The 20,272-nt window shown below is 62.3% G+C and carries 22 protein-coding genes and 1 tRNA gene; 11 read left to right on the top strand and 12 right to left on the bottom strand.

Annotation, left to right across the window (positions count from 1 at the left end; genetic code table 11):
- Positions 1 to 226 precede the first annotated feature (226 nt).
- Complete coding sequence (locus EJ074_RS20505; RefSeq protein WP_129553690.1) at positions 227 to 517, bottom strand: hypothetical protein; 291 nt, start codon at positions 515 to 517, stop codon at positions 227 to 229.
- Between the two features lie 757 nt (positions 518 to 1,274).
- Here EJ074_RS20505 and EJ074_RS20500 point away from each other — a divergent pair.
- Positions 1,275 to 1,712, top strand: coding sequence for a hypothetical protein (locus EJ074_RS20500; protein WP_129553689.1), 438 nt, complete (start codon positions 1,275 to 1,277; stop codon positions 1,710 to 1,712).
- Positions 1,713 to 1,741: 29 nt separating this feature from the next.
- Here EJ074_RS20500 and EJ074_RS20495 read toward each other — a convergent pair whose 3' ends face one another.
- The 3 genes from EJ074_RS20495 to EJ074_RS20485 all read right to left on the bottom strand — a co-directional run bounded on the left by EJ074_RS20495 (position 1,742) and on the right by EJ074_RS20485 (position 3,199).
- Positions 1,742 to 1,936, bottom strand: a complete 195-nt coding sequence (locus EJ074_RS20495; RefSeq protein ID WP_129553688.1) for a hypothetical protein — start codon at positions 1,934 to 1,936, stop codon at positions 1,742 to 1,744.
- 255 nt (positions 1,937 to 2,191) lie between these two features.
- On the bottom strand, positions 2,192 to 2,677 hold the full coding sequence (locus tag EJ074_RS20490) for a hypothetical protein (RefSeq protein WP_129553687.1): 486 nt from the start codon (positions 2,675 to 2,677) through the stop codon (positions 2,192 to 2,194).
- Between the two features lie 297 nt (positions 2,678 to 2,974).
- Positions 2,975 to 3,199: a helix-turn-helix transcriptional regulator gene (locus EJ074_RS20485; protein WP_129553686.1), complete on the bottom strand. Its 225-nt coding sequence runs from the start codon at positions 3,197 to 3,199 to the stop codon at positions 2,975 to 2,977.
- A 104-nt stretch (positions 3,200 to 3,303) separates the two neighbouring features.
- Here EJ074_RS20485 and EJ074_RS20480 point away from each other — a divergent pair, with 104 nt between their 5' ends.
- Positions 3,304 to 3,633: a hypothetical protein gene (locus tag EJ074_RS20480; protein ID WP_129553685.1), complete on the top strand. Its 330-nt coding sequence runs from the start codon at positions 3,304 to 3,306 to the stop codon at positions 3,631 to 3,633.
- A 48-nt stretch (positions 3,634 to 3,681) separates the two neighbouring features.
- Positions 3,682 to 4,536: a hypothetical protein gene (locus EJ074_RS20475; RefSeq protein WP_129553684.1), complete on the top strand. Its 855-nt coding sequence runs from the start codon at positions 3,682 to 3,684 to the stop codon at positions 4,534 to 4,536.
- Between the two features lie 14 nt (positions 4,537 to 4,550).
- Here EJ074_RS20475 and EJ074_RS20470 read toward each other — a convergent pair whose 3' ends face one another.
- The 5 genes from EJ074_RS20470 to EJ074_RS20450 form a co-directional block, all read right to left on the bottom strand.
- Positions 4,551 to 5,087, bottom strand: coding sequence for a hypothetical protein (locus EJ074_RS20470; RefSeq protein ID WP_129553683.1), 537 nt, complete (start codon positions 5,085 to 5,087; stop codon positions 4,551 to 4,553).
- A 528-nt stretch (positions 5,088 to 5,615) separates the two neighbouring features.
- Positions 5,616 to 6,239, bottom strand: a complete 624-nt coding sequence (locus tag EJ074_RS20465) for a DUF6338 family protein (protein WP_129553682.1) — start codon at positions 6,237 to 6,239, stop codon at positions 5,616 to 5,618.
- A 172-nt stretch (positions 6,240 to 6,411) separates the two neighbouring features.
- Positions 6,412 to 6,486, bottom strand: a tRNA-Glu gene (locus EJ074_RS20460).
- 87 nt (positions 6,487 to 6,573) lie between these two features.
- Positions 6,574 to 6,987: a VOC family protein gene (locus EJ074_RS20455; RefSeq protein ID WP_095804600.1), complete on the bottom strand. Its 414-nt coding sequence runs from the start codon at positions 6,985 to 6,987 to the stop codon at positions 6,574 to 6,576.
- A gap of 11 nt (positions 6,988 to 6,998) precedes the next feature.
- Positions 6,999 to 7,382: a fimbrial protein gene (locus EJ074_RS20450; RefSeq protein WP_095804601.1), complete on the bottom strand. Its 384-nt coding sequence runs from the start codon at positions 7,380 to 7,382 to the stop codon at positions 6,999 to 7,001.
- Between the two features lie 26 nt (positions 7,383 to 7,408).
- Between EJ074_RS20450 and EJ074_RS20445 the strand changes: the two genes are divergently transcribed.
- Both EJ074_RS20445 and rpoH read left to right on the top strand, forming a co-directional pair.
- Positions 7,409 to 8,449 carry an RluA family pseudouridine synthase gene (locus EJ074_RS20445; RefSeq protein WP_129553681.1) on the top strand — a complete coding sequence of 347 codons (1,041 nt, stop codon included), beginning with the start codon at positions 7,409 to 7,411 and terminating at the stop codon, positions 8,447 to 8,449.
- A gap of 210 nt (positions 8,450 to 8,659) precedes the next feature.
- The gene (gene rpoH, locus EJ074_RS20440) at positions 8,660 to 9,571 is read left to right on the top strand and encodes an RNA polymerase sigma factor RpoH (RefSeq protein WP_095804603.1); all 912 of its coding nucleotides are present in this window, start codon (positions 8,660 to 8,662) and stop codon (positions 9,569 to 9,571) included.
- Positions 9,572 to 9,860: 289 nt separating this feature from the next.
- Here rpoH and EJ074_RS20435 read toward each other — a convergent pair whose 3' ends face one another.
- The 3 genes from EJ074_RS20435 to EJ074_RS20425 all read right to left on the bottom strand — a co-directional run bounded on the left by EJ074_RS20435 (position 9,861) and on the right by EJ074_RS20425 (position 11,366).
- Complete coding sequence (locus tag EJ074_RS20435; RefSeq protein ID WP_095804604.1) at positions 9,861 to 10,520, bottom strand: peroxiredoxin; 660 nt, start codon at positions 10,518 to 10,520, stop codon at positions 9,861 to 9,863.
- A 189-nt stretch (positions 10,521 to 10,709) separates the two neighbouring features.
- Positions 10,710 to 11,075: a cell division protein ZapA gene (locus EJ074_RS20430; protein WP_095804605.1), complete on the bottom strand. Its 366-nt coding sequence runs from the start codon at positions 11,073 to 11,075 to the stop codon at positions 10,710 to 10,712.
- An 18-nt stretch (positions 11,076 to 11,093) separates the two neighbouring features.
- Positions 11,094 to 11,366, bottom strand: coding sequence for a DUF4164 domain-containing protein (locus tag EJ074_RS20425; protein WP_095804606.1), 273 nt, complete (start codon positions 11,364 to 11,366; stop codon positions 11,094 to 11,096).
- 261 nt (positions 11,367 to 11,627) lie between these two features.
- Between EJ074_RS20425 and tkt the strand changes: the two genes are divergently transcribed.
- From tkt to EJ074_RS20395, 6 genes are all read left to right on the top strand, one after another.
- Positions 11,628 to 13,619: a transketolase gene (tkt, locus tag EJ074_RS20420; RefSeq protein WP_129553680.1), complete on the top strand. Its 1,992-nt coding sequence runs from the start codon at positions 11,628 to 11,630 to the stop codon at positions 13,617 to 13,619.
- Between the two features lie 158 nt (positions 13,620 to 13,777).
- The gene (gene gap, locus EJ074_RS20415) at positions 13,778 to 14,788 is read left to right on the top strand and encodes a type I glyceraldehyde-3-phosphate dehydrogenase (RefSeq protein ID WP_095804608.1); all 1,011 of its coding nucleotides are present in this window, start codon (positions 13,778 to 13,780) and stop codon (positions 14,786 to 14,788) included.
- Positions 14,789 to 14,983: 195 nt separating this feature from the next.
- Positions 14,984 to 16,873, top strand: coding sequence for a potassium/proton antiporter (locus tag EJ074_RS20410; RefSeq protein ID WP_095804609.1), 1,890 nt, complete (start codon positions 14,984 to 14,986; stop codon positions 16,871 to 16,873).
- Positions 16,874 to 16,976: 103 nt separating this feature from the next.
- Positions 16,977 to 18,173, top strand: a complete 1,197-nt coding sequence (locus tag EJ074_RS20405; protein WP_129553679.1) for a phosphoglycerate kinase — start codon at positions 16,977 to 16,979, stop codon at positions 18,171 to 18,173.
- A gap of 200 nt (positions 18,174 to 18,373) precedes the next feature.
- Entirely contained in the window at positions 18,374 to 19,399 is a 1,026-nt protein-coding gene (locus EJ074_RS20400) for a class I fructose-bisphosphate aldolase (RefSeq protein WP_095804611.1), read from the top strand.
- A gap of 84 nt (positions 19,400 to 19,483) precedes the next feature.
- On the top strand, positions 19,484 to 20,221 hold the full coding sequence (locus EJ074_RS20395) for an SGNH/GDSL hydrolase family protein (protein WP_129553678.1): 738 nt from the start codon (positions 19,484 to 19,486) through the stop codon (positions 20,219 to 20,221).
- Positions 20,222 to 20,272: the final 51 nt, after the last annotated feature.

The raw sequence follows: 20,272 nt of genomic DNA, 5'->3' as shown, positions 1-20,272 counted from the left end.
GTTCAGTGCAAGAGATCTGCCAGCATTTTGGTCTCGAAACGATACAGCTAGGCGTCCATCTCTAGCGGCCTATGTCCTGGCGTCTCATGCCAGATCACTTGTCTAAGGTCTCGCCGATCCACAGCTTGGCGGCAGGCTGGGCAAATATGGAAATGGTCGTGTCCTGAAGCTTTGACCTTCACGTGCGGGGTGCTGCCGATCGGAGGGCCAAGGTCGGACAGCTTGGTCATGTAGGGACATCCACCGGCGGCTTGTAAGACGTGACAAGCCGCACCTTATCCAGATCCACCGTCACCGGCACGCCTATTTGCACTGTAACGCGGTTCTCATCAATGTGTATGACGTGGCCGACCAGTTCGATCAGTTGGCCTTTTTTCACCTTGGATGATCGGTCGACGATGGAATGCGGGAAGCCGTAGGACGGAATAGAGACGCTAACACGGTCTTCCGTGACGCGACGCCGCACCGTCGCGGTTATCGACACCTCGTCGCCTACCTTAATTCCTCGCTTGGCCATGCGAACTTTCTGGGCCAGAATCACCGCGCCTCGCTCCCAACAGCGGGTGGGGCTCGGCCTGTCCCATTCCTCCGCCGGGATAAGCGGGCCGAGCCGCCGATTGTTCCATTGTGGAACAACTTCACGGTTCCGTAGTTAACCTAAGTGGTCGATCTCTCTCACCGGTGTAGCCACTTCAAAGCCCGTCGCTTACGCTCATTAGCTGCGACGGGCTTTCCATTAGCTCATCCTAAAATAGGTGCTGCTCGGCCGCCGAAGGCGGCGCATAGTGTCGGTCTTACCTCTCCCACGGGGTAAGAGCCCGGCCTGTCGCCATATACCCCTAATCCCCTGAGCAGGCCGGGCACCCTGATTGACAAGCACATGCTAACTGGAACATTGCGCCAATCACCCAGTTCGATTTGCGGTGCTGCGCTTTCCCGAGGGGCGCCGCATCGTTGGGCGAGACCCCTGGAGCCCGCTCGGACCCTCAAACGGGCGGGCTCTTGCTGGGAACCTCTGAGCCCGGCTTCAATTGAGAGGGTAGGCGCCGTTCCCGTTATGGTCGAGCAGCGCCATGGAGCCCGCGGTCCGGGAGGTTTTTGGCGGCGGGCTCTATCCTGACTGAAGACGCTGGACGCTTGGCCATAGATACTTTCTGGGGCAGGATGGCCGTGCCTCGCTGACAAGGCGAGGTCGGCTCGGCCTGTGTCACTCCTCCTCCGGATTAGCAGGCCGGGCCGCCTATGCTCCGCCTTCCGGACGCCTATATCAACGGATGATGTCCGCCGATCGCCTAAGAGTCAGCAAAGCCGCCGACGGCTTCCAGGTGGCCGACGAAAGCGGCCCGATGCGCAGCTTCGATACCATCATCGAGGCTGTGCGGTTTGTTCGCGACCGTGGGGCTCGCCTGTGGCTTGACTGGGGCCGAACCATCATTGGGGGCCAGACAGTCCCACACGACTTTTCGCCGACCTTCCTTGGCTCTCCGGTCGGCCGCATTCAGGGCGAGGCACACGGCGCGAGCGCTGGCACGTGGCGCTGGTCGATCGCGACGCATGACAAGCGCTGGCGCGGCCACGGCGGCCAGCGCGGCCGGGCGAACACCAAGAATGAGGCGGTGGCCGAGCTGGAGCAGGCATTTACGGACTACATCGCCAATACGCCCGCCGGGCCTTCACCCTATGAGCGAGCGAGGGGCTCTGACAGATACTAGAAGCCCCGGTGCTGATTCCCCAGCGGCTTTTACTTCTGTACAATCCAATCCAGCATTTGCGGGTCGATATCCTCAACCCCTGTCATGGTATGCACCAGACGCCGGGCGCGCTCGCGCCATTGATCCTCTGGCACGTTGTCCTCGACAACCCACTTTCTGAAAGCCTCGCGAATGACGTCGCACTCGAAGGCGGTAATGTCGCCGCGTGGTTGAGCTTTGGCCATATTCGGCTCCCTCCGTCCGTTCTGGCGGGAGCACCCGAGTTAAGCGTCCGCTTGCCTTACAAGGTGCGGATTGCAGCGAGAAGCCTAAGCTTCACCCGAGAGATAGGCCATTACATGCGTTAACGAGGGTTTAGTCTGTCACCAGATAGTCGCCACCCGCGCGGCCGACCTTTTGAACCTTGAGGGTTCGGCCTAAGGCTATTTTGAAATTCTTCGTCCGATCGCTGCAATAGGTAAGTGGACTAGGCCCCCCTGTCAGGGGTTCACCGGGAGGTGCTGTTCTATCGAAATGGCGATCAGAGCCCATATAACGCCGGCTGCAAAACAAACCATGGAGCCATTCATCAGCCAGTTGGTGGCTCTAATCATCTCGGCAAGCTGTTTCTTTGACAACAGGGATGCCTCAATCGCCCGCTTTGATTCGATCGAATCCGCCAAAATTTTTTCCGTCTCTTCGGTTCTGTGCTCCGCGAACTCTATGTTCATTATGGTTTCTCGAATCTGCAACAGAGTGTGCAGATTCCCGAAATGAGTTGTGGAGAGAGCGTTCGTAGTCATGAGGGCGTAAGCCAAAACGAGCCCGATTAGAAACAGCCAGCTAGGCACCACGGTAACCATTGCCGGAACAGCAGAACCCTTTAGCAGATTACTGGCGGCGACAACTGAAAGAGTGAGAGCCGCGCCATTGGCTTTGAATGCCAGCTGGATAAATTTTGCAACTGCATCATCTTGATCAGCCATTGCGGGTTCCTTTCTGGATCAGGGCAGGGATCAACGGCCAGACTGATGCCATAAGGGCGCTGTGCCGTCCCGACCATATCGCGCTGCCGGCAGCGCCAGACAGCACTGGCGAGTAACTTCGAGTTCCGTGAATGCCCTTTGCTTTCCTGTGTGTCGCCAACTTGGCGACTTACGCCAGGCGAGCCGAGCGCCGTCTCGGATGCCTTGTTCCAACAAGCCGCATGTTTTGGCATCGCATTTGACCGTATCGCCGTCCACTGCCGGCAGGCTCAGGCACAGCGATTCAACCATTGCCGGTCACCGGACCAGCCTGGCGCCTGTCCCATCCCCATTCGTAATCTCTACCTTGTGGGTCAGATAGGCGGCCTTGATCTTCTCTTTGGTGGTGTCAGTGGCTACGCCCGTCGTTTCGAAGCGATGCACAGTGGAAAACGCAATGCCGGCGTGCTCGGCCAATTCGCGAACAGACCACTTCAGTATCGCTCTGGCAGCCCTGTTTGCCTCAGGGGTCAGCTCGGCCATCGGTCAAAACTCCCTTTTTTGAATACAAGCGTATCTAAAATGCTTGACGGTCGCTACAGACGTAGCTATGAATACACCTGTAAGCAATTTGGCGCAACGGGTGCATGATGACTGCCTTGCTCTCCCTCGATCTCACGCCAGCCGCCGATGCATACGACTCTCGTATCGCGGATGCGTGGCGTATTTCCAGCCAGGACGTTGGTGAAGCCATCCGGTTCGTTCGTCAGAGCCTCAAGGTGATTGCCGAAACAGATGAAATGCTGACGCCGACCGTTCGCCTGCATAGCGCGGCCTTTGTCGATCAGTGCCGCAAGCGGCTTCCGTGGGAGCTTTCGCTGTACCTCGAACACGTCCGCCGCGTCAGCGAATGCGAGGCCGAGATGGAAGCGAGGGGAATGCCTTTCGCGCGCTCTTCTCATGCCTGGGAGGCCTAGGCGTTCGCCGCCACTCATTGCCGTATCCAACCAAAGGGAGTTGCCCCAATGTCGATCGCATCCGCTGAGGCCCGCGCTGCAAAAGCATATCCCCGAGATTCACACGCCGCCGTGGGCTGGTTGGCCTTCTTTCGTAAGATGCTCATGCCTTGGCATGCGCGTGCGGAAAACACACCGAACCCATTTGAACAGGAGAGTTTCATGAACCAGCATGTCGATCGTCGCGCCCTTCTCGCATCTTCAGCAGTCGCTACGGCTGCCGTCGCCGCCGCCGTAGCCAGTGTTCGGGACGCGCATGCAGAGGGGCCGGGCGTCGGAGCTCTGGGTGCGCTGATCGCGGCAAAGGATGCGGCTCTTGCGCGCTTCAATAAGGCGATGGATCGCAACGACGAGATGGAGAGCGGCTATTTCGCTACCAACAGAAGGGAGCTGCTTGTGCCCCTCTCCATAGGTGGGGCGCAGTCCCTTTACGTGACGGCCCACGATCTGGAGGAATGCTCGATCGCTTGCCAGATCGAGATCTGCAAGCGCTATGACGAGGCGAGAAGCAGGATGAGTGGCCTCACAAGCGCCGCTCCTGAAGTTGCTGAACAAGCTGTCGCGGCGCTACGAAAGGCCGAAAAGGCAGACCTCCGTAAAGTCCAGAAGATGATCCGCGAAGAGCATGCCAAGCGTGTTGCCTTCGGTTATGGGCAAGCGCTGGTCGAACTTGGAGAAGCTTCACAGGCGGACATCGATGCGTTGACCGCAGTGTTCGCTTACCGCTGCGGGTCTCTCGAAGAGTGCCGCACCAAGGCTGAATATCTGCTCACTGTCACCGACGGACGCTTCACCGAGATGTTGCAACATGACTCGGTGGCGCTTTTGCAGTCCTTCCTTCCCGAAGGGGATGCGGCTGCGTGACAACCCGGTGGGGCTCATAGCTTCGGTTTGCGGATGAGCTTCTTGCTGCGGGGTGCCGGCTTGGCCCTCGCAGCTTTTCTTTCAGCCTCCCACTTCGCGCGCAACTCGGCATGATAATGCTCCAGGCGCCGAACTCCGTCCAACAAGTCCTTTTCTCCGTGCCGCTCTTGTAGATCCTGTCTGAGCAAGCGAGCGGCAGCCAAGCGAAGGGCACCCTCCACGATGTCCTCGATCGCTGACGACCGCTCATCATACGGCCGGCTATAGTCACGAAGTTTCGGATCGTGAAAATCGAGCGCCTCGCGGACCTCGTTGTCGCCCGGCCAGTCACCGCATTTATCGCAGAATGCTTGGGCACCCTTTACGACGTCGATGCACTGCTGAATTACGCTATAGGGTTCACCGGCACCTCGCGACACGCGCATGATGTTCGCAGCCAGCTTTTGGAGCGGCCAATCGATCTCATATCTCGCGCGCGCTTTGTCGACAGCCTTCCGATCATTCTCGGCCGCCAGCCGAAGATGTGGTCTTTTCTCGCCATTGTCTCCCAACCTGTCCTCCCCTGGCGCCTACTTAGAAGATGACCAATTTGCTAGTCGGCGGCAACTGCGTTTCCTGAGGGCTGTCTGGCGGGAGTAAACTTTGCAATCGGGCTGGCTTTTGAATCTTTTGAGGGTTCGGCTTATGGGCCTTTGCTGAATTTTGCGACGCCGAAAACAGATGCGCTGGGGATTACTGGCCAATCGCGCTCGCGCATTCTTTCTCCAGAAATGCGCTTACCGGTGAATACCGGGTGTCCTCACTGAAAACAGTGGCGGAACAGTGGGACCTGAGGGACGGGGCCGTTTTCTAACGGCGGATAACAGTCGAGCGACAAGGCCCCGTGCCACTGCGATGAGCCTACTTCTTTCCGCCGGTCCCTGACGAAGGCGTATTAGCTGGGGCACCCGAGCCACTAGCCGGCTGGTAACCTCCTTGAACACTCTTGGGGCCATTTGCTGACTGGCCAGTGCTGCGGCTGGGCTGGTAGCCTTTTTGCTGGTGGACCGGCAGACCTCTATTACCTTTGTCTGTCACTTTCACTCTCCCTGTCGATCAACGTCTAGAAACTCGATTGTGCTAATTTCTGACGCCTGAACCCAAAGCCCGTTCTTCGTGGGGACCCATTTGGCGTCGGGCTGATCGCCCCTCAAAAACACCTGCTCGATGTAGATATCCCGCTCCTCGTCGGACGATGCAAAAGAGCGGCGACCATAGTAGCCGTAAAAACAGGTGTCGTCTTTAAGCTTAACAACCACCCAGTGTTCAGTTCGCTGCCCAAATTTCCAATCCCAAGCTGTCGGCATCGTGTGCACAGGCTCTAGGCCGAGCACATCAAGTGCCTTGGCCGTCCATCCATATTGGAAAGCCATCCCAAACAGGAGGCCTAACGTGAAAGGCCCCACCAGGATGAAGACAACCCATGCAGCATATATTTTCGGCAACGTCAGCCCAGACGAATAGGCTAACCCGAACAGCGGTGCAAAGACGGCAAGATAGAGCAGCGTAACCAGCACATAGGAAAAAAACTCTTCAGTCCTTGGGCGGCGCCGGCCGGTTATGAATTGGGATCGAACCACCAGGATGAGAGCACCGGGTAGAAGAGCTAGACCCGTAGCTAACTTTTGAAGGTCGTCTACCGCGAAGTCCGGCAAGTTGGTCACCCCGCTTAACCTGTCTGAGAATTGGCTGATTCTCGGGGGCAGGCAAGGACGGCGCGCAAACTGGGTAACGTGCAAGCCATGGCGCGCGCAGAAAAAAATTCGCTGTCCAGAACGCTTATTCGACCGTTATTAGGCCGGTTTAGTGGGGAAGCGTCTAACTATTTGAAATCGTTGGTACGCCCAAGGGGAATCGAACCCCTGTTCCCGCCGTGAGAGGGCGGTGTCCTGACCGCTAGACGATGGGCGCGCTCAAGAACCGGCTACATAGGCTGGCGGCAGCGAAAAAGCAACTGGGGTTTCGGTCCGCTTCGCGCAGTTTGCCCAACGGCTTGGCTTAGCCCTGCCGTTTTGGCTCGATCAGGTCCCAGAGATTGCCGTAGAGATCGGCAAACACCGCGACCGTGCCATAGCCCTCATGGCGTGGTCCCTCGCGGAACTCGACGCCTTTGTCGAGCATCGCCCGATGGTCGCGGGCGAAGTCGTCGGTCTCGAGGAAGAGAAACACCCGGCCGCCGGTCTGGTTGCCGATGCGGCTCGCCTGCGTTTCGCCGGACGCCTGCGCCAGCAACAGCCGCGCGCCGTTACCGTTCGGTGGCGAGACGGTGACCCAGCGCTTGCCGTCGCCGAGGTCGACATCCTCGGTCAGCACGAAGCCCAGCCGCTCGACATACCAGCCAACCGCTTCGTCATAGTTCCCGACGACGAGCGCCACGGTCGCAATGCTGCGGCGCTCTGCGAAGGCGCTCATTTGTTGCGGGCTCATTTATTACGGATTGGGAACTGGCCGATCATGCGGCGCTCGGCAATGTCGTAGACGAAGATCGCGCGGCTGCCGTCGGCAAGCTCGGCATCGATCGACAGCCGGTTGCCGGAAAGCGACTGACCGGCCACCTTGGCCCCGACCGGCAGCACGATGTCGCCGGAAAGCGGCGCGCCCGCCGGAGCCTGGATCTCGCCGGCTGACTCCGAGCCGGCCCCAGGCGCGTTGCGCGCTTTGTAGACAAGCGCCCCGATCACCACCATAAGGGCAAGAAACAGCAGCCCGAGATTGACGATCATGAAGCGGATCAGCTTCTGGCGCACTCTCTCGGCCGCGGGATCGAGCGGCTTTTCCTCTTCTTCTTCGGCGATCGGCCGGGCCATGGCTAAACAATCCGCAACGGGTTTCGATGAGCGCTCATAACGAAGACACCCCGATTTTGATAGGGGGCGAAGCAGTGGAACTGGAAGCCGGAGCCGAAGCCGCCGGCCAGCGCCTCGACCAGTGGCTGGCCTCCAGGCTTGGGCCCGACATCTCACGCAGCCGCGTCCAAGCCTTGATCAAACAGGGCGCGATCTCGATCGCAGGCAAGCCTGTCGAGGAAGCCAGGCGCAAGATGGCGGCCGGCGAGCGTGTCCTGGTCGTCTTGCCCGATGCGCAGCCGGCCGAGCCGCAAGGCGAGGACATTCCACTCGATATCCTGCACGAGGATGAGGAGTTGGTCGTCATCAACAAGCCGGCCGGGCTGGTCGTTCATCCCGGCGCCGGCAACTGGACCGGCACGCTGGTCAACGCGCTGATCCATCACTGCGGCGACAGCCTCTCAGGCATAGGCGGCGTCAAGCGGCCGGGCATCGTCCATCGCCTGGACAAGGAAACCAGCGGCGTCATGGTGGTGGCCAAGACCGACCGCGCCCACAAGGCTCTGTCGGAAGCCTTTGCCGATCATGGCCGCACCGGCGATCTCGAGCGCGCCTATCTGGCGTTGGTCTGGGGCATTCCGCAGCGGCCGGCCGGCACCGTCGACGCGCCGCTCGGCCGTGCCGCCGACCGGGTCCGCCGCGCCGTGGTTCCCGCAGGCCGCGACGACGCCCGCCACGCCATTACCCATTTCACGGTGGTCGAGCGCTTCGGCGAGCAGCAGAAGACCTTCACCACGGCGAGCCTCGTCGAATGCCGGCTGGAGACCGGCCGCACCCACCAGATCCGCGTCCACATGGCCCATATCGGCCACCCGGTCGTCGGCGACCCGGACTACGGCCAGGCCTTCCGCACCAAGGCCAACCGGCTGCCGGAACCGCTGAAAGGCGCGGTCGGCGCATTTCCAAGGCAGGCGCTTCACGCGTGGCTTCTTGAATTCCGGCATCCGGCCACCCATCTAACGATGAGGTTCGAGGCGCCGATGCCGAAGGACATGGAGGAACTCGTCGGCGGCTTCCGCAAGCTCTGAACCCGCCTTCAAGACGCTTCAAACCAGCCATCAAAAAACCTGACTGGCGTTGTTCACTTCAGCGTGACACACTGTTTCGTGTTGAACAAATGCCTGTCTTTTCTGGTTTTGTTCCTATATATACCCGTTGCCGCGAGTGAGCCTTTGGCATTCGCGACGCATGCCCGCCGCATCGCGGGGGCATCACTCCAATAGAGAGGGGGCGCTATCATGGCCCAGTCATTACCCAGTATTGTTTCCGGTGAAGGCGGTCTCGCCCGTTACCTGGAAGAAATCCGCCGCTTTCCGATGCTGCAGCCGCAGGAAGAGTACATGCTCGCCAAGCGCTACGCCGAGCATCAGGACACTTCGGCCGCGCACAAGCTAGTCACCAGCCATTTGCGGCTCGTCGCCAAGATCGCCATGGGCTATCGCGGCTACGGCCTGCCGATCGGCGAGGTCATCTCGGAAGGCAATGTCGGCCTGATGCAGGCCGTCAAGAAATTCGAACCGGAGCGCGGCTTCCGTCTCGCCACCTATGCCATGTGGTGGATCAAGGCCTCGATCCAGGAGTACATCCTGCGCTCGTGGAGCCTGGTCAAGATGGGCACCACCGCCAACCAGAAGCGCCTGTTCTTCAACCTGCGTAAGGTGAAGGGCAAGATCCAGGCGCTCGATGAAGGCGACCTCAGGCCCGATCAGATCGCCGAGATCGCGACCCGCCTCAATGTCTCCGAGGCCGAGGTCGTGTCGATGAATCGCCGCCTCTCGGGTGACGCTTCGCTGAATGCTCCGATCCGGGCAAGCGAGGGCGAGTCCGGCGAATGGCAGGACTGGCTGGTCGACGATCACGACAACCAGGAAGAGATGCTGATCGAGCAGGACGAACTGGAGAACCGGCGGACCATGCTTTCGGGCGCGCTGTCGGTGCTCAACGACCGCGAGCGGCGCATCTTCGAGGCACGCCGCCTCGCCGAGGAGCCGCTGACGCTGGAAGAGCTGTCGGCCGAGTTCGACATCAGCCGCGAGCGCGTGCGCCAGATCGAGGTGCGCGCCTTCGAGAAGGTCCAGGATGCGGTCAAGGCAGCGGCCAAGCGCCAGAGCCAGGCGCTGCGCACCATCGAGGCGCAGCCGGCGGCCTAGGCCTCGGGATCGCGTAGAATACGAAACGGCGGCGCCAGGATCTGGTGCCGCCGTTTGTGTTTGTGCAACGCTCGCGATTGGCCGAGGCAGCGGTTCCAGCCCTTTTTCCCCGTCACTATACGAGGAGACATGTCCGGCAGGACAATGAGGGGCAGCGCCGATGCCTCGAGGTTGTCCTACCAGGGCCGCGGTTGCGTCTGAGGATATTGGCGCGGTGATCGCCGAACGCCGCGCCGCCCCTCATCCGCCCTTCGGCACCTTCTCCCCGTGGAACGGGGAGAAGGAAAGCTCAAGCCGCAGGCTGCTTGGTCTTCCTCAGATACGGCAGCACCGTCTCATAGGCGCCGAAGCGCTTGACCGCATCTTCGTCGGAGACGGCGGCGGTGATGATCACGTCCTCGCCCTGCTTCCAGTTGGCCGGCGTCGCCACCTGGTGCTTGGCCGTCAGCTGGATGGAATCGACCACGCGCAGGATCTCGTCGAAATTGCGCCCGGTGGTCATCGGATAGGTCAGCACCAGCTTGATCTTCTTGTCCGGCCCGATGACATAGACCGAACGCACGGTTGCGTTGTCGGCCGGCGTGCGGCCCTCCGAACTCTCGCCGGCGCCGGCCGGCAGCATCTCATAGAGTTTGGCGACCTTGAGATCGCGGTCGCCGATCAGCGGATAGTTCACCACCTGGCCGGTGGCCGTCTTGATGTCGTCCTGCCACTTGCCGTGGCTTTCGACCGGATCGACCGAGATGCCGATGATCTTGACGTTGCGCTTTTTGAATTCCCCTTCCAGCCCGGCCATGGTGCCGAGTTCGGTCGTGCAGACCGGCGTGAAGTTCTTCGGGTGGCTGAACAGCACCGCCCAGCCGTCGCCGATCCATTGATGGAAATTGATCGTCCCCTGTGTCGTCTCGGCCGTGAAGTCCGGCGCGATATCGTTGATGCGAAGGCTCATGACGTGCTCCCTACCCTTGTGACAAATCGCCGGCATGGCCAACCCCACCGGCGCGGTTGCCGTTTTATACCGCCGGATGGCCCGGTTCAAAAGGCCTGTATCAGCAAGCGTGATCGGGGTCGCAGAAAATCTTCGTCTTTTCCTGGAAAAGACAGCTGAAATTTCCGCAGTGAAGGCGAGCGGCTTACTTTAGGCCTTCTTCAGCGCCAGCGTCGCCGCGAGATCTTCCATGCGCTGGGCCAGCGCGGCAAGCGCCGTGGTCAGCACGCTGTCGCTCTTGTCCGCCTTGGTCAGCGCCTCGTCGCGCGTCTTGCGCAAGGTCAGCACTTCACTCTCCATGCCCTTGACGCGCTTGGCGAGCTCCGACAATTCGTCCATCACCATGATGCCGGCCATAACCGTCAGCCGCTGGTCGCCGATCTCGCCGAAGGAATCCTTCAGATGCGCGACATAGCGGTCGAAGCGCTCGGCGAGATCGATGAGATGCTCTTCCTGGCCCTCGTCGCAGGCCATCCGATACTGCTTGCCGTCGATGGAAACCGTGACCTGTGCCATTGGCCTGCCTGCCCAGCCTTATCTGTCCAACACGGCGCGGATGGTTTCCATGGCGGTCACCAGCCGGCGTGAGACTTCCTTGTTGGCATCTTCCAGCCGTTCGGCGCGCGCCTCCGAATTGTCGAGCTCCTGCGCCAGCCGCGAGCGGTCCGCGTTCATGCGCTGCACCTCGGCCTCGGCTTCGGAATAGTCGCGCTCCTGCTCGAGCCGCGTCGCCACGGCATTTTCGAGCCCCTCAATGGCTTTGCCGAGCCTCGCGATGACTTCCTTGAGTGTCGTTTCCCCGGTCATGGCCTTCGTCCTGTGCCCTGCCCATCACCGAATCGTTCGCGTTCAGAACGCGTTATCTGGGAAACATTAGGCGCCGTGTGAAGCGCGCGTCAATAAAGCTCTCGCGACTGTCCCCCGCTAACGCTAATGTAGCTCGGCCGACGCTTCACAAGACTGGCAAAAACGCACCCGATTTGTTGACTCAAGGGCCCCGCCTGCTATGTGTCGCGCACCCTTTTCCAGGGCTCTCCCAAGGCCCCAACCCCCATTTCCGGAGGAAGCATGACCTCGCGTGAACAACATGACCGGATGGCCAATGCGATCCGTTTCCTGTCCATGGACGCCGTCGAGAAGGCAAATTCCGGCCATCCCGGCCTGCCCATGGGCTGCGCCGACATCGCAACGGTGCTGTTCACACGCTTCCTGAAATTCGACGCCAAGGCTCCGCACTGGGCCGATCGCGACCGCTTCATCCTGTCGGCAGGCCACGGCTCGATGCTGCTCTACTCGCTGTTGTACCTCACCGGCTACGAGGACATGACGATCGACCAGATCAAGAATTTCAGGCAGCTCGGCTCGAGGACCGCCGGCCATCCCGAATATGGCCATGCCGCCGGCATCGAGACCACCACCGGCCCGCTCGGCCAGGGTCTTGCCAACTCGGTCGGCTTCGCGCTCGGCGAGCGCATCATGAACGCCGCCTTCGGCAACGACCTCGTCAACCACTACACCTATGTGCTGGCCGGCGACGGCTGCCTGATGGAAGGCGTTTCCCAGGAAGCCATCGCGCTCGCAGGCCACCTCAAGCTCAACAAGCTGATCGTCTTCTGGGACAACAACAACATCTCGATCGACGGCCCTGTCTCGCTCGCCGACAACACCGACCAGGTCGCGCGGTTCCAGGCCTCCGGCTGGAACGCCAGCCATATCGACGGCACCGATCCGGAAGCGATCGCCTACGCCATCGAGGCGGCGCGCCATTCCGACAAGCCGACCATGATCGCCTGCAAGACCACCATCGGCTTCGGCGCCCCGACCAAGGCCGGCACCAACAAGGCGCACGGCTCGCCGCTCGGCGCCGACGAAATCGCCGGCGCGCGGAAATTCTTCAACTGGCAATCGCCGCCCTTCGAGATTCCGGCCGACATTCTCGACGCCTGGCGCGCCGCCGGCAAGGCCGGCGCCGAGGCGCGCGCAGACTGGGAGGGACGCCTTGCCAAGGCCGACGCCACGCTGAAAAGCGAATTCGAGCGGCGCATCGCCGGCAAGCTGCCAGCGAATTTCGACGCCGTCATCGCCGACTACAAGAAGAAGTTGTCGGCCGACAAGCCGAAGGTCGCCACCCGCAAATCATCGGAGATGGCGCTGGAGGTTATCAACGGCGCGGTGCCGGAGACCATCGGCGGCTCGGCCGACCTCACCGGCTCCAACAACACCAAGACCAGCCAGACCAAGAACATCACGCCCGACGACTACGGCCAGCGTTATGTCCATTACGGCATCCGCGAACATGGCATGGCGGCAGCCATCAACGGACTGACGCTGCACGGCGGCGTCATTGCCTATGGCGGCACCTTCCTTTGCTTCTCCGACTATGCCCGCCCCTCGATGCGCCTGGCCTCGCTGATGGGCATCCGCTCGATCTTCGTCATGACGCATGACTCGATCGGCCTTGGCGAGGACGGCCCGACCCACCAGCCGGTCGAGCATCTGGCGGCACTGCGCGCCATTCCCAATCACAATGTGTTCCGACCCGCCGATGCGGTCGAGACCGCGGAATGCTGGCAGCTGGCGCTCGAATCCGAGAAGACACCCTCGACACTGGCGCTGACCCGCCAGAACCTGCCGACGGTGCGCATGGAGTTCAGCGAGAAGAATCTGAGCGCCTCCGGCGCCTATGAACTCGCCGCCGCCAGCGGCGAGGCGGCCGTGACGATCTTTGCCAGCGGCTCCGAGGTGGAGGTCGCGCTCGGCGCCCGCGATCTGCTTGAGCAGCACGGCCATCCGACCCGCGTCGTCTCGGTGCCGTGCTTCGAGCTGTTCGAGCAGCAGAGCGAAGACTATCGCAGCAAGACCATCGGCAACGCCAAGGTCAAGGTCGCCATCGAGGCCGGCATTCGCCAGAGCTGGGACCATATCATCGGCAGCGACGGTATCTTCGTCGGCATGACCGGCTTCGGTGCCTCGGGCACCATCGAGCAGCTCTATCCGCATTTCGGCATCACCGCCGAAGCAGCGGCGAAGGCTGCAGAAGCCCGCTTGCACGGCAAGTGAGAAAACGCGCCGATCCGGTGAAGCCATCCAGAGAGTTTCACCGGGCTGGCTCAACTTAATCGATTTAGAACTGGACTTCTGCGGCTGGATTCTTTGTCCACCCGCCGTTATGAAGCTGCGGACCCATCCGCTTTCCAGCCCCCAAGGAGAGAAAAGAAATGACCGTCAGAGTTGCCATCAACGGATTTGGCCGCATCGGCCGCAACATCCTGCGCGCCATCCATGAATCCGGCCGCAAGGACATCGACGTGGTCGCCGTCAACGATCTCGGCCCGGTCGAAACCAATGCGCACCTGCTGCGCTACGACAGCGTCCATGGCCGCTTCCCGCATGAGGTGACGGTCGACGGCGACCAGATCTCCGTCGGCACCGAGAAATTCAAGGTCACCGCCATCAAGGACCCGACGCAGCTGCCGTGGAAAGAGCTCGGCGTCGACATCGCGCTCGAATGCACCGGCATCTTCACCGCCCGTGACAAGGCCGCCGCGCACCTGACCGCTGGCGCCAAGCGCGTCATCGTCTCGGCCCCGGCCGAAGGCGCCGATCTCACGGTCGTCTACGGCATCAACCACGACAAGCTGACCAAGGACCACATCGTCATCTCCAACGCGTCCTGCACGACCAACTGCCTGGCGCCGCTTGCCGCCGTGCTGCACGAGACCGTCGGCATCGAGAAGGGCATGATGACGACGATCCACTCCTATACCGGCGACCAGCCGACGCTGGACACCATGCACAAGGACCTCTACCGCGCCCGCGCGGCAGCGCTCTCGCAGATCCCGACATCGACCGGCGCGGCCAAGGCGATCGGCCTCGTGCTGCCCGACCTCAAAGGCAAGCTCGACGGCATCTCGATCCGCGTGCCCACACCGAACGTCTCGGTGGTCGACTTCAAGTTCATCGCCAAGCGCTCGACGACCGCGCAGGAAATCAACGAGGCGCTGATCGCCGCCTCCAAGGGCAAGCTGAAGGGCGTGCTCTCGGTCACGCATCACCCGAATGTCTCGATCGACTTCAACCATGATCCGCATTCCTCGATCGCAGCGCTCGACCAGACCAAGGTCATGGACGGCAACCTGGTTTCGGTCCTGTCCTGGTACGACAACGAATGGGGCTTCTCGAACCGCATGGGCGACACCGCCGTCGCCTTCGGCAAGACCATCGCCTGATAGCGGCCTCCTTTGCTGATGTCCAAGACGCCCGGCTTCGGCCGGGCGTTTTCGTTTCAGCCGGTCCGACTTCCGGAGACTCCGGAAAATCTGCGGCATGGTGCGAAAAACCACGCTGTTGCCTTGCACTGGTCATGTCTTCGCCCCAGTCTGCCTTGAAGCGACAAAACACAGGGTTTGGAGGGGCGATACCGGATGGAGCATGCCATCTATCTCGTGACGCTGGTCGGCACGGCACTCATTGTTGTCGCCGCGTTCTCGAGCCTGATCGCCTTTCGCTTCGGCGCTCCCTTGCTGCTTCTCTTCCTCTGCATCGGCCTTGCCACCGGCACCGATGGCCTGGGCATCGAATTCGACAATGCCAGGCTGGCTTATTTTGCCGGCTCCCTGGCATTGGCCATCATTCTGTTCGATTCGGGTTTCGGCACCCCGCTCAATGCGCTCCGTCAGGCGGCCGGGCCGGCGCTTTCGCTGGCGACCTTCGGTGTCGTCCTGACCACCGCGATCTTCGGCGCCGCCGCCTACTATCTTCTCAATCTCAGTTGGCTGGAATCCTCGCTGCTCGGCGCCGCCGTCGCCTCGACCGATGCGGCCGCCGTCTTCTTCCTGCTGCGCGCCGGCGAGATCCATCTGCGCGAGCGCGTGCGTTCGACGCTCGAGGTCGAATCCGGCACCAACGACCCGATCGCAATCTTCCTCACCATCACCCTGGTCGAGATCATCGCCGCGCATGCCAATCCCGAGGCGGATGTTCTCGCCACCAACCTGGTGCTCGGTTTTCTCATTAATATGGGGCTCGGCGCCGTCATCGGCGGGCTGGGCGGCCTCGCCATCGTGCGTCTCGTCGAGCGGCTCAACCTCGACCACGGCCTGCTGCCGATCTTCGTGCTGACCCTGTCCTTGATGGTGTTCGCAGCCGCCGGTGCCGTCGGCGGTTCGGGCTTTCTTGCCGTCTATCTCGCTGGCTTGGTCGCCGGCAATTCCGACATCCGCGCCGTCACCATCCTGAAGCGCTTCCAGGACGGTATGTCGTGGCTTGCGCAGATCATCATGTTCCTGATCCTCGGCCTGTTCGCGACCCCCTCGCAATTCCCGGCGATCATGGTGCCGGCGGTGCTGCTCGGCCTGTTCCTGATTTTCGTCGCACGGCCGCTCGCCGTCTGGCTCTGCCTGATCCCGTTCCGCCTGCCGCGCCCCGAAGTCGCGTTCGTCTCCTGGGTCGGCTTGCGCGGCGCCGTCTCGATCCTGCTTGCCATCACGCCGCTGCTCGGCGGCCTCGCCAACGGTCGCCTCATCTTCAACGTCGCCTTCATCATCGTGCTTGTGTCGCTTGTCGTGCAGGGCTGGACCGTCGGCCCGCTGGCGCGGCGGCTCGGCCTGATCGTGCCGGCGCGCCTTGGGCCGCTCGACAAGGTCGAGCTCGAGTTGCCCGGTTCGGCGCATCACGAGCTGCTTGCCTATCGCGTCGCGCCCGGCAGTCCGGTGGCGCGCGGCGAACGCATCCCGCGCTGGGCGAGGCCCTCGCTGGTGCTGCGCGACGGCCGTTCCATGCGTTTCCAGGACATGGGCCGGCTTGCCGCCGGCGACCAGGTCTACATCTTCGTGCCGGATCGGTATCCGCGCCTGCTCGACAAGCTCTTCGCCAGCCGCGCTGTGGTCGATCCCGAGGATGCCGATTTCTTCGGCGCCTTCTCCCTCGATCCGGCCCGCTCCGCGGCCGAGCTGGAGGCCGCCTACGGGCCAGGCCTCACCGAAGCCGAACAGAAGCTCACCGTCGCAGAGCTGGTTACGGAGCGTCTCGGCAGCCACGCCGAATATGCCGACCGAGTGATGATCGGCCCGATCGAGCTGATCGTGCGCGACGTCGACGAGAAGGGCAGGATCATCAGCCTTGGCCTGTCCTTCGAGCCGACCGCTCCAGTGGCGCGCGTGCCGGTTTTCCTCAGCGCCGGCGAGATCGTCGACCGCATCGCCGCTTTCATTCGAGGCTGGCGCAAGCCTGCCGAAATGCGGGCAGCCGAAAGCGGGCCCAACGAGCCGGCGACGCCTGAGCCTGAGGCGAAAAAAGCAGCGAGCGAAAGCTGACGTCACACAGCGACATCATTTTTGCGCGCGCGTCACCATGCGGGCCTTGCATCCCCGACCATGCCGGGTAAGGTCGCCGCGTTTTTTGCGGAAAGGAACGACCATGGCCGGCTTCAAGACACTCGACGACATCGGCGCCGTAAGCGGCAAGCGGGTTCTGGTGCGGGTCGACCTCAACGTGCCGGTCGCCGACGGCAAGGTGACCGACGCCACGCGCATCGAGCGCATTGCGCCGACCATTTCCGAGCTTTCGGCCCAGGGCGCCAAGGTGATCCTGCTCGCGCATTTTGGCCGCCCGAAGGAGGGCCCGTCGGCCGAGTTCTCGCTGGAGCCGATCGCCAGGGCCACGGCTGAAGTGCTCGGCCGTCCGGTCGGCTTCGCCTCCGACTGCATCGGCGACAAGGCTGCGGAAGCGGTCGCGGCCATGAAGAACGGCGACGTGCTGCTGCTGGAAAACACCCGGTTCCACAAGGCCGAAGAAAAGAACGAGCCCAGCTTCACCGACAAACTCGCCGCCAACGGCGACATCTATGTCAATGACGCCTTTTCCGCTGCCCACCGGGCGCATGCATCGACGGAGGGCCTGGCACACCGGCTGCCGGCCTATGCCGGCCGCACCATGCAGGCCGAGCTCGAAGCGCTGGAAAAGGGTCTCGGCAATCCGGTGCGGCCGGTGGTGGCGATCGTCGGCGGCGCCAAGGTCTCGACCAAGATCGACCTGTTGATGAACCTGGTGAAGAAGGTCGACGCGCTGGTCATCGGCGGCGGCATGGCCAACACCTTCCTTGCCGCGCGCGGCACGAATGTCGGCAAGTCGCTTTGCGAGCATGACCTTGCTCCCACTGCCAAGCAGATCATGATCGAGGCAGCCGAGGCCGGATGCGCCATCATCCTGCCCAACGACGGCGTCGTGGCGAAGGAGTTCAAGGCCGGTGCCCCGAGCGAAACCGTCGCCATCGAGGCAGTGCCGGCCGACGGCATGATCCTCGACGTCGGCGCAAAGACCGTGCAAAGCGTAACCGACTGGATCGACAGGGCTGCGACGCTGGTCTGGAACGGTCCGCTCGGCGCCTTCGAGATCGAGCCGTTCGACCGTGCGACGGTGGCGGCGGCCAGGCACGCGGCGGCCCGCACCAAGGAAGGCAAGCTGGTGTCCGTGGCCGGCGGCGGCGACACGGTCGCCGCTCTCAACCATGCCGGTGTCGCCGACGACTTCACCTATGTTTCCACCGCCGGCGGCGCGTTCCTGGAATGGATGGAAGGCAAGCCGCTGCCCGGCGTCGATGTGTTGAAGCGGTAGAGCACATCCAGGAATGCGCGTGGCGGTTTTTCCTCTGAACCGCGTGAACGCGGAGCATCTTGCAGCCAGGCGGAAGCGCCTGGCAACGCAATCAAAACCAGCAGAGCCCGCCGCTTCTGCTCGAATCCTGCTTCTCGCCGATGCTTCTTTGGCGGTAGAGTTCCGCAAAAGCGCGGAACCACCATCAGGGAGAAGCGAAAATGAGCGAACGTCTCGAAGACATTGCCGCCGCGATCGTGGCCGATGGCAAGGGCCTTTTGGCTGCCGATGAAAGCTCCGGCACCATCAAGAAGCGCTTCGACGTCATCGGCGTCGAATCGACCGCCGACAACCGGCGCGATTATCGCGAGATGATGTTCCGCGCCACCGACGCGATGACCAGATACATCTCCGGCGTCATCCTCTATGACGAGACGATCCGCCAGAAGGCAGCCGACGGCACGCCGCTGGTGGACATCATCAAGGCATCCGGCGCCATCCCAGGCATCAAGGTCGATGCCGGCGCCAAGCCGCTGGCCGGCTTTCCCGGCGACACCGTCACCGAGGGGCTGGACGGCCTGCGCGAGCGGCTGGCGGACTATTACAAGCTCGGTGCCCGTTTCGCCAAATGGCGCGCCGTGATCGATATCGACACGGCAAAAGGCGTGCCTTCCGCGACCTCGATCGCCTCCAACGCGCACGCGCTGGCCCGCTATGCGGCACTTTGTCAGGAAGCCGGCATCGTGCCGATCGTCGAGCCGGAAGTGCTTATGGACGGCGCCCACAGCATCGATACCTGCTATCAGATCAGCAAGGCGACGCTGCTGAAGCTCTATGACGAGCTCTATGCGGCACGCGTGGTGCTGGAAGGCACCATTCTCAAGCCGAACATGGTCATCTCCGGCAAGAAGTCGGGCCGGACCGACAGCCCCGAAGCGGTGGCCGAAAAGACCATAAAGCTGTTCCGCGAGACCGTTCCGGCGGCGGTGCCGGGCATCGCCTTCCTGTCCGGAGGACAGGGTGACGAGGAGGCCACGGCCAACCTCAACGCCATCAATGCCATCGGCCCGCATCCATGGAAACTCACCTTCTCCTATGGCCGCGCCCTGCAGGCCGCCGCGCAGAAGGCCTGGAGCGGCAAGGCATCGAACGTCGCCGCCGGCCAGGCGGCCTTTATCCATCGCGCCCATATGAACCATCTGGCGGCGCTTGGAAAATGGCAGCCGACGCTGGAAAAGGCCGCCTGACCAGCCTGACCTTTCTTGCAAACTCAAAGCCCGTGCAGCTTCGCCCGGGCTTTGCTTTTGGGTGATTGTCAAACGGGAACCACCATGCAGCGCCTGCTCGCCCTCCTTACCTGGCTCGCCTATCCGGTCTATGCCTGGCAGGGCCTTGGCGTGCGCCGCCGCACGACACGCATGCTGCCCGCGCACGGCCCCGTCATGCACGAGATCGCCGGCGCGGCGCCGGCCATCTCGCTGCTGGTTCTGGGCGATTCCTCGGCCGCCTCCGTCGGCATCGAACAATCCGAATACGGCCTTGCCGCGCAGCTTGCCGGCCTGACTGCCGAGCGTACCGGCAGCACTGTGCGCTGGCGCGCCGCCGGCTTCAACTCGGCAACGTCCGGCCAAATCCGTGATCACGTCCTGCCGAACCTGTCGGCGGATCCGTGGATGCATATCGTGCTCGCCATTGGCACCAACGACACCAAGAATTTCCATTCCGTGCCCCGCTTCAAGAAGGAGTTCGGCGGCCTGCTGTACGCGCTGCGCGCCAAATGGCCGGAGGCGCGCGTGGTCTGGTCGCCGGTGCTGGAATTCACCCGCGCGCCGGCAATGCCGCCGCTGCTCGGCAAGATCCTCGAAATCCGCGCCACGCAGATGAACCGGATGGGCGTGCGCCTCTGCAACGAGCGCGGCGGCGTTCCCGCCGCGCGCCTGCCGATCGACGATCCGGCGGCCGGTTTCGCCTCCGACGGCTTCCACGCTTCGGAAGCGGGCTATCGTGCCTGGGCCGAGCATCTGTTGGATTTTGTGCTCGGCAACGAAAGCCCGCAGAAGGCTTGCTGAACATCAAGTCAGGACGAGCCGGAAATGTTGGTGGCGTACTCGTGAGCTCCG

This window comes from Mesorhizobium sp. M3A.F.Ca.ET.080.04.2.1 (genome assembly GCF_003952525.1).
Lineage (GTDB): Bacteria > Pseudomonadota > Alphaproteobacteria > Rhizobiales > Rhizobiaceae > Mesorhizobium.
The sequence above is the reverse complement of the archived record's forward strand: the minus strand, read 5'-3'. Positions and strand labels throughout refer to the sequence as shown.

Coding starts and splice junctions, on each gene's coding strand:
- EJ074_RS20505 (WP_129553690.1), bottom strand. CDS start 517: ATGGCCAAGCGAGGAATTAAGGTAGGCGACGAGGTGTCGATAACCGCG.
- EJ074_RS20500 (WP_129553689.1), top strand. CDS start 1,275: ATGATGTCCGCCGATCGCCTAAGAGTCAGCAAAGCCGCCGACGGCTTC.
- EJ074_RS20495 (WP_129553688.1), bottom strand. CDS start 1,936: ATGGCCAAAGCTCAACCACGCGGCGACATTACCGCCTTCGAGTGCGAC.
- EJ074_RS20490 (WP_129553687.1), bottom strand. CDS start 2,677: ATGGCTGATCAAGATGATGCAGTTGCAAAATTTATCCAGCTGGCATTC.
- EJ074_RS20485 (WP_129553686.1), bottom strand. CDS start 3,199: ATGGCCGAGCTGACCCCTGAGGCAAACAGGGCTGCCAGAGCGATACTG.
- EJ074_RS20480 (WP_129553685.1), top strand. CDS start 3,304: ATGATGACTGCCTTGCTCTCCCTCGATCTCACGCCAGCCGCCGATGCA.
- EJ074_RS20475 (WP_129553684.1), top strand. CDS start 3,682: ATGTCGATCGCATCCGCTGAGGCCCGCGCTGCAAAAGCATATCCCCGA.
- EJ074_RS20455 (WP_095804600.1), bottom strand. CDS start 6,987: ATGAGCGCCTTCGCAGAGCGCCGCAGCATTGCGACCGTGGCGCTCGTC.
- EJ074_RS20450 (WP_095804601.1), bottom strand. CDS start 7,382: ATGGCCCGGCCGATCGCCGAAGAAGAAGAGGAAAAGCCGCTCGATCCC.
- EJ074_RS20445 (WP_129553681.1), top strand. CDS start 7,409: ATGAGCGCTCATAACGAAGACACCCCGATTTTGATAGGGGGCGAAGCA.
- rpoH (WP_095804603.1), top strand. CDS start 8,660: ATGGCCCAGTCATTACCCAGTATTGTTTCCGGTGAAGGCGGTCTCGCC.
- EJ074_RS20435 (WP_095804604.1), bottom strand. CDS start 10,520: ATGAGCCTTCGCATCAACGATATCGCGCCGGACTTCACGGCCGAGACG.
- EJ074_RS20430 (WP_095804605.1), bottom strand. CDS start 11,075: ATGGCACAGGTCACGGTTTCCATCGACGGCAAGCAGTATCGGATGGCC.
- EJ074_RS20425 (WP_095804606.1), bottom strand. CDS start 11,366: ATGACCGGGGAAACGACACTCAAGGAAGTCATCGCGAGGCTCGGCAAA.
- tkt (WP_129553680.1), top strand. CDS start 11,628: ATGACCTCGCGTGAACAACATGACCGGATGGCCAATGCGATCCGTTTC.
- gap (WP_095804608.1), top strand. CDS start 13,778: ATGACCGTCAGAGTTGCCATCAACGGATTTGGCCGCATCGGCCGCAAC.
- EJ074_RS20410 (WP_095804609.1), top strand. CDS start 14,984: ATGGAGCATGCCATCTATCTCGTGACGCTGGTCGGCACGGCACTCATT.
- EJ074_RS20405 (WP_129553679.1), top strand. CDS start 16,977: ATGGCCGGCTTCAAGACACTCGACGACATCGGCGCCGTAAGCGGCAAG.
- EJ074_RS20400 (WP_095804611.1), top strand. CDS start 18,374: ATGAGCGAACGTCTCGAAGACATTGCCGCCGCGATCGTGGCCGATGGC.
- EJ074_RS20395 (WP_129553678.1), top strand. CDS start 19,484: ATGCAGCGCCTGCTCGCCCTCCTTACCTGGCTCGCCTATCCGGTCTAT.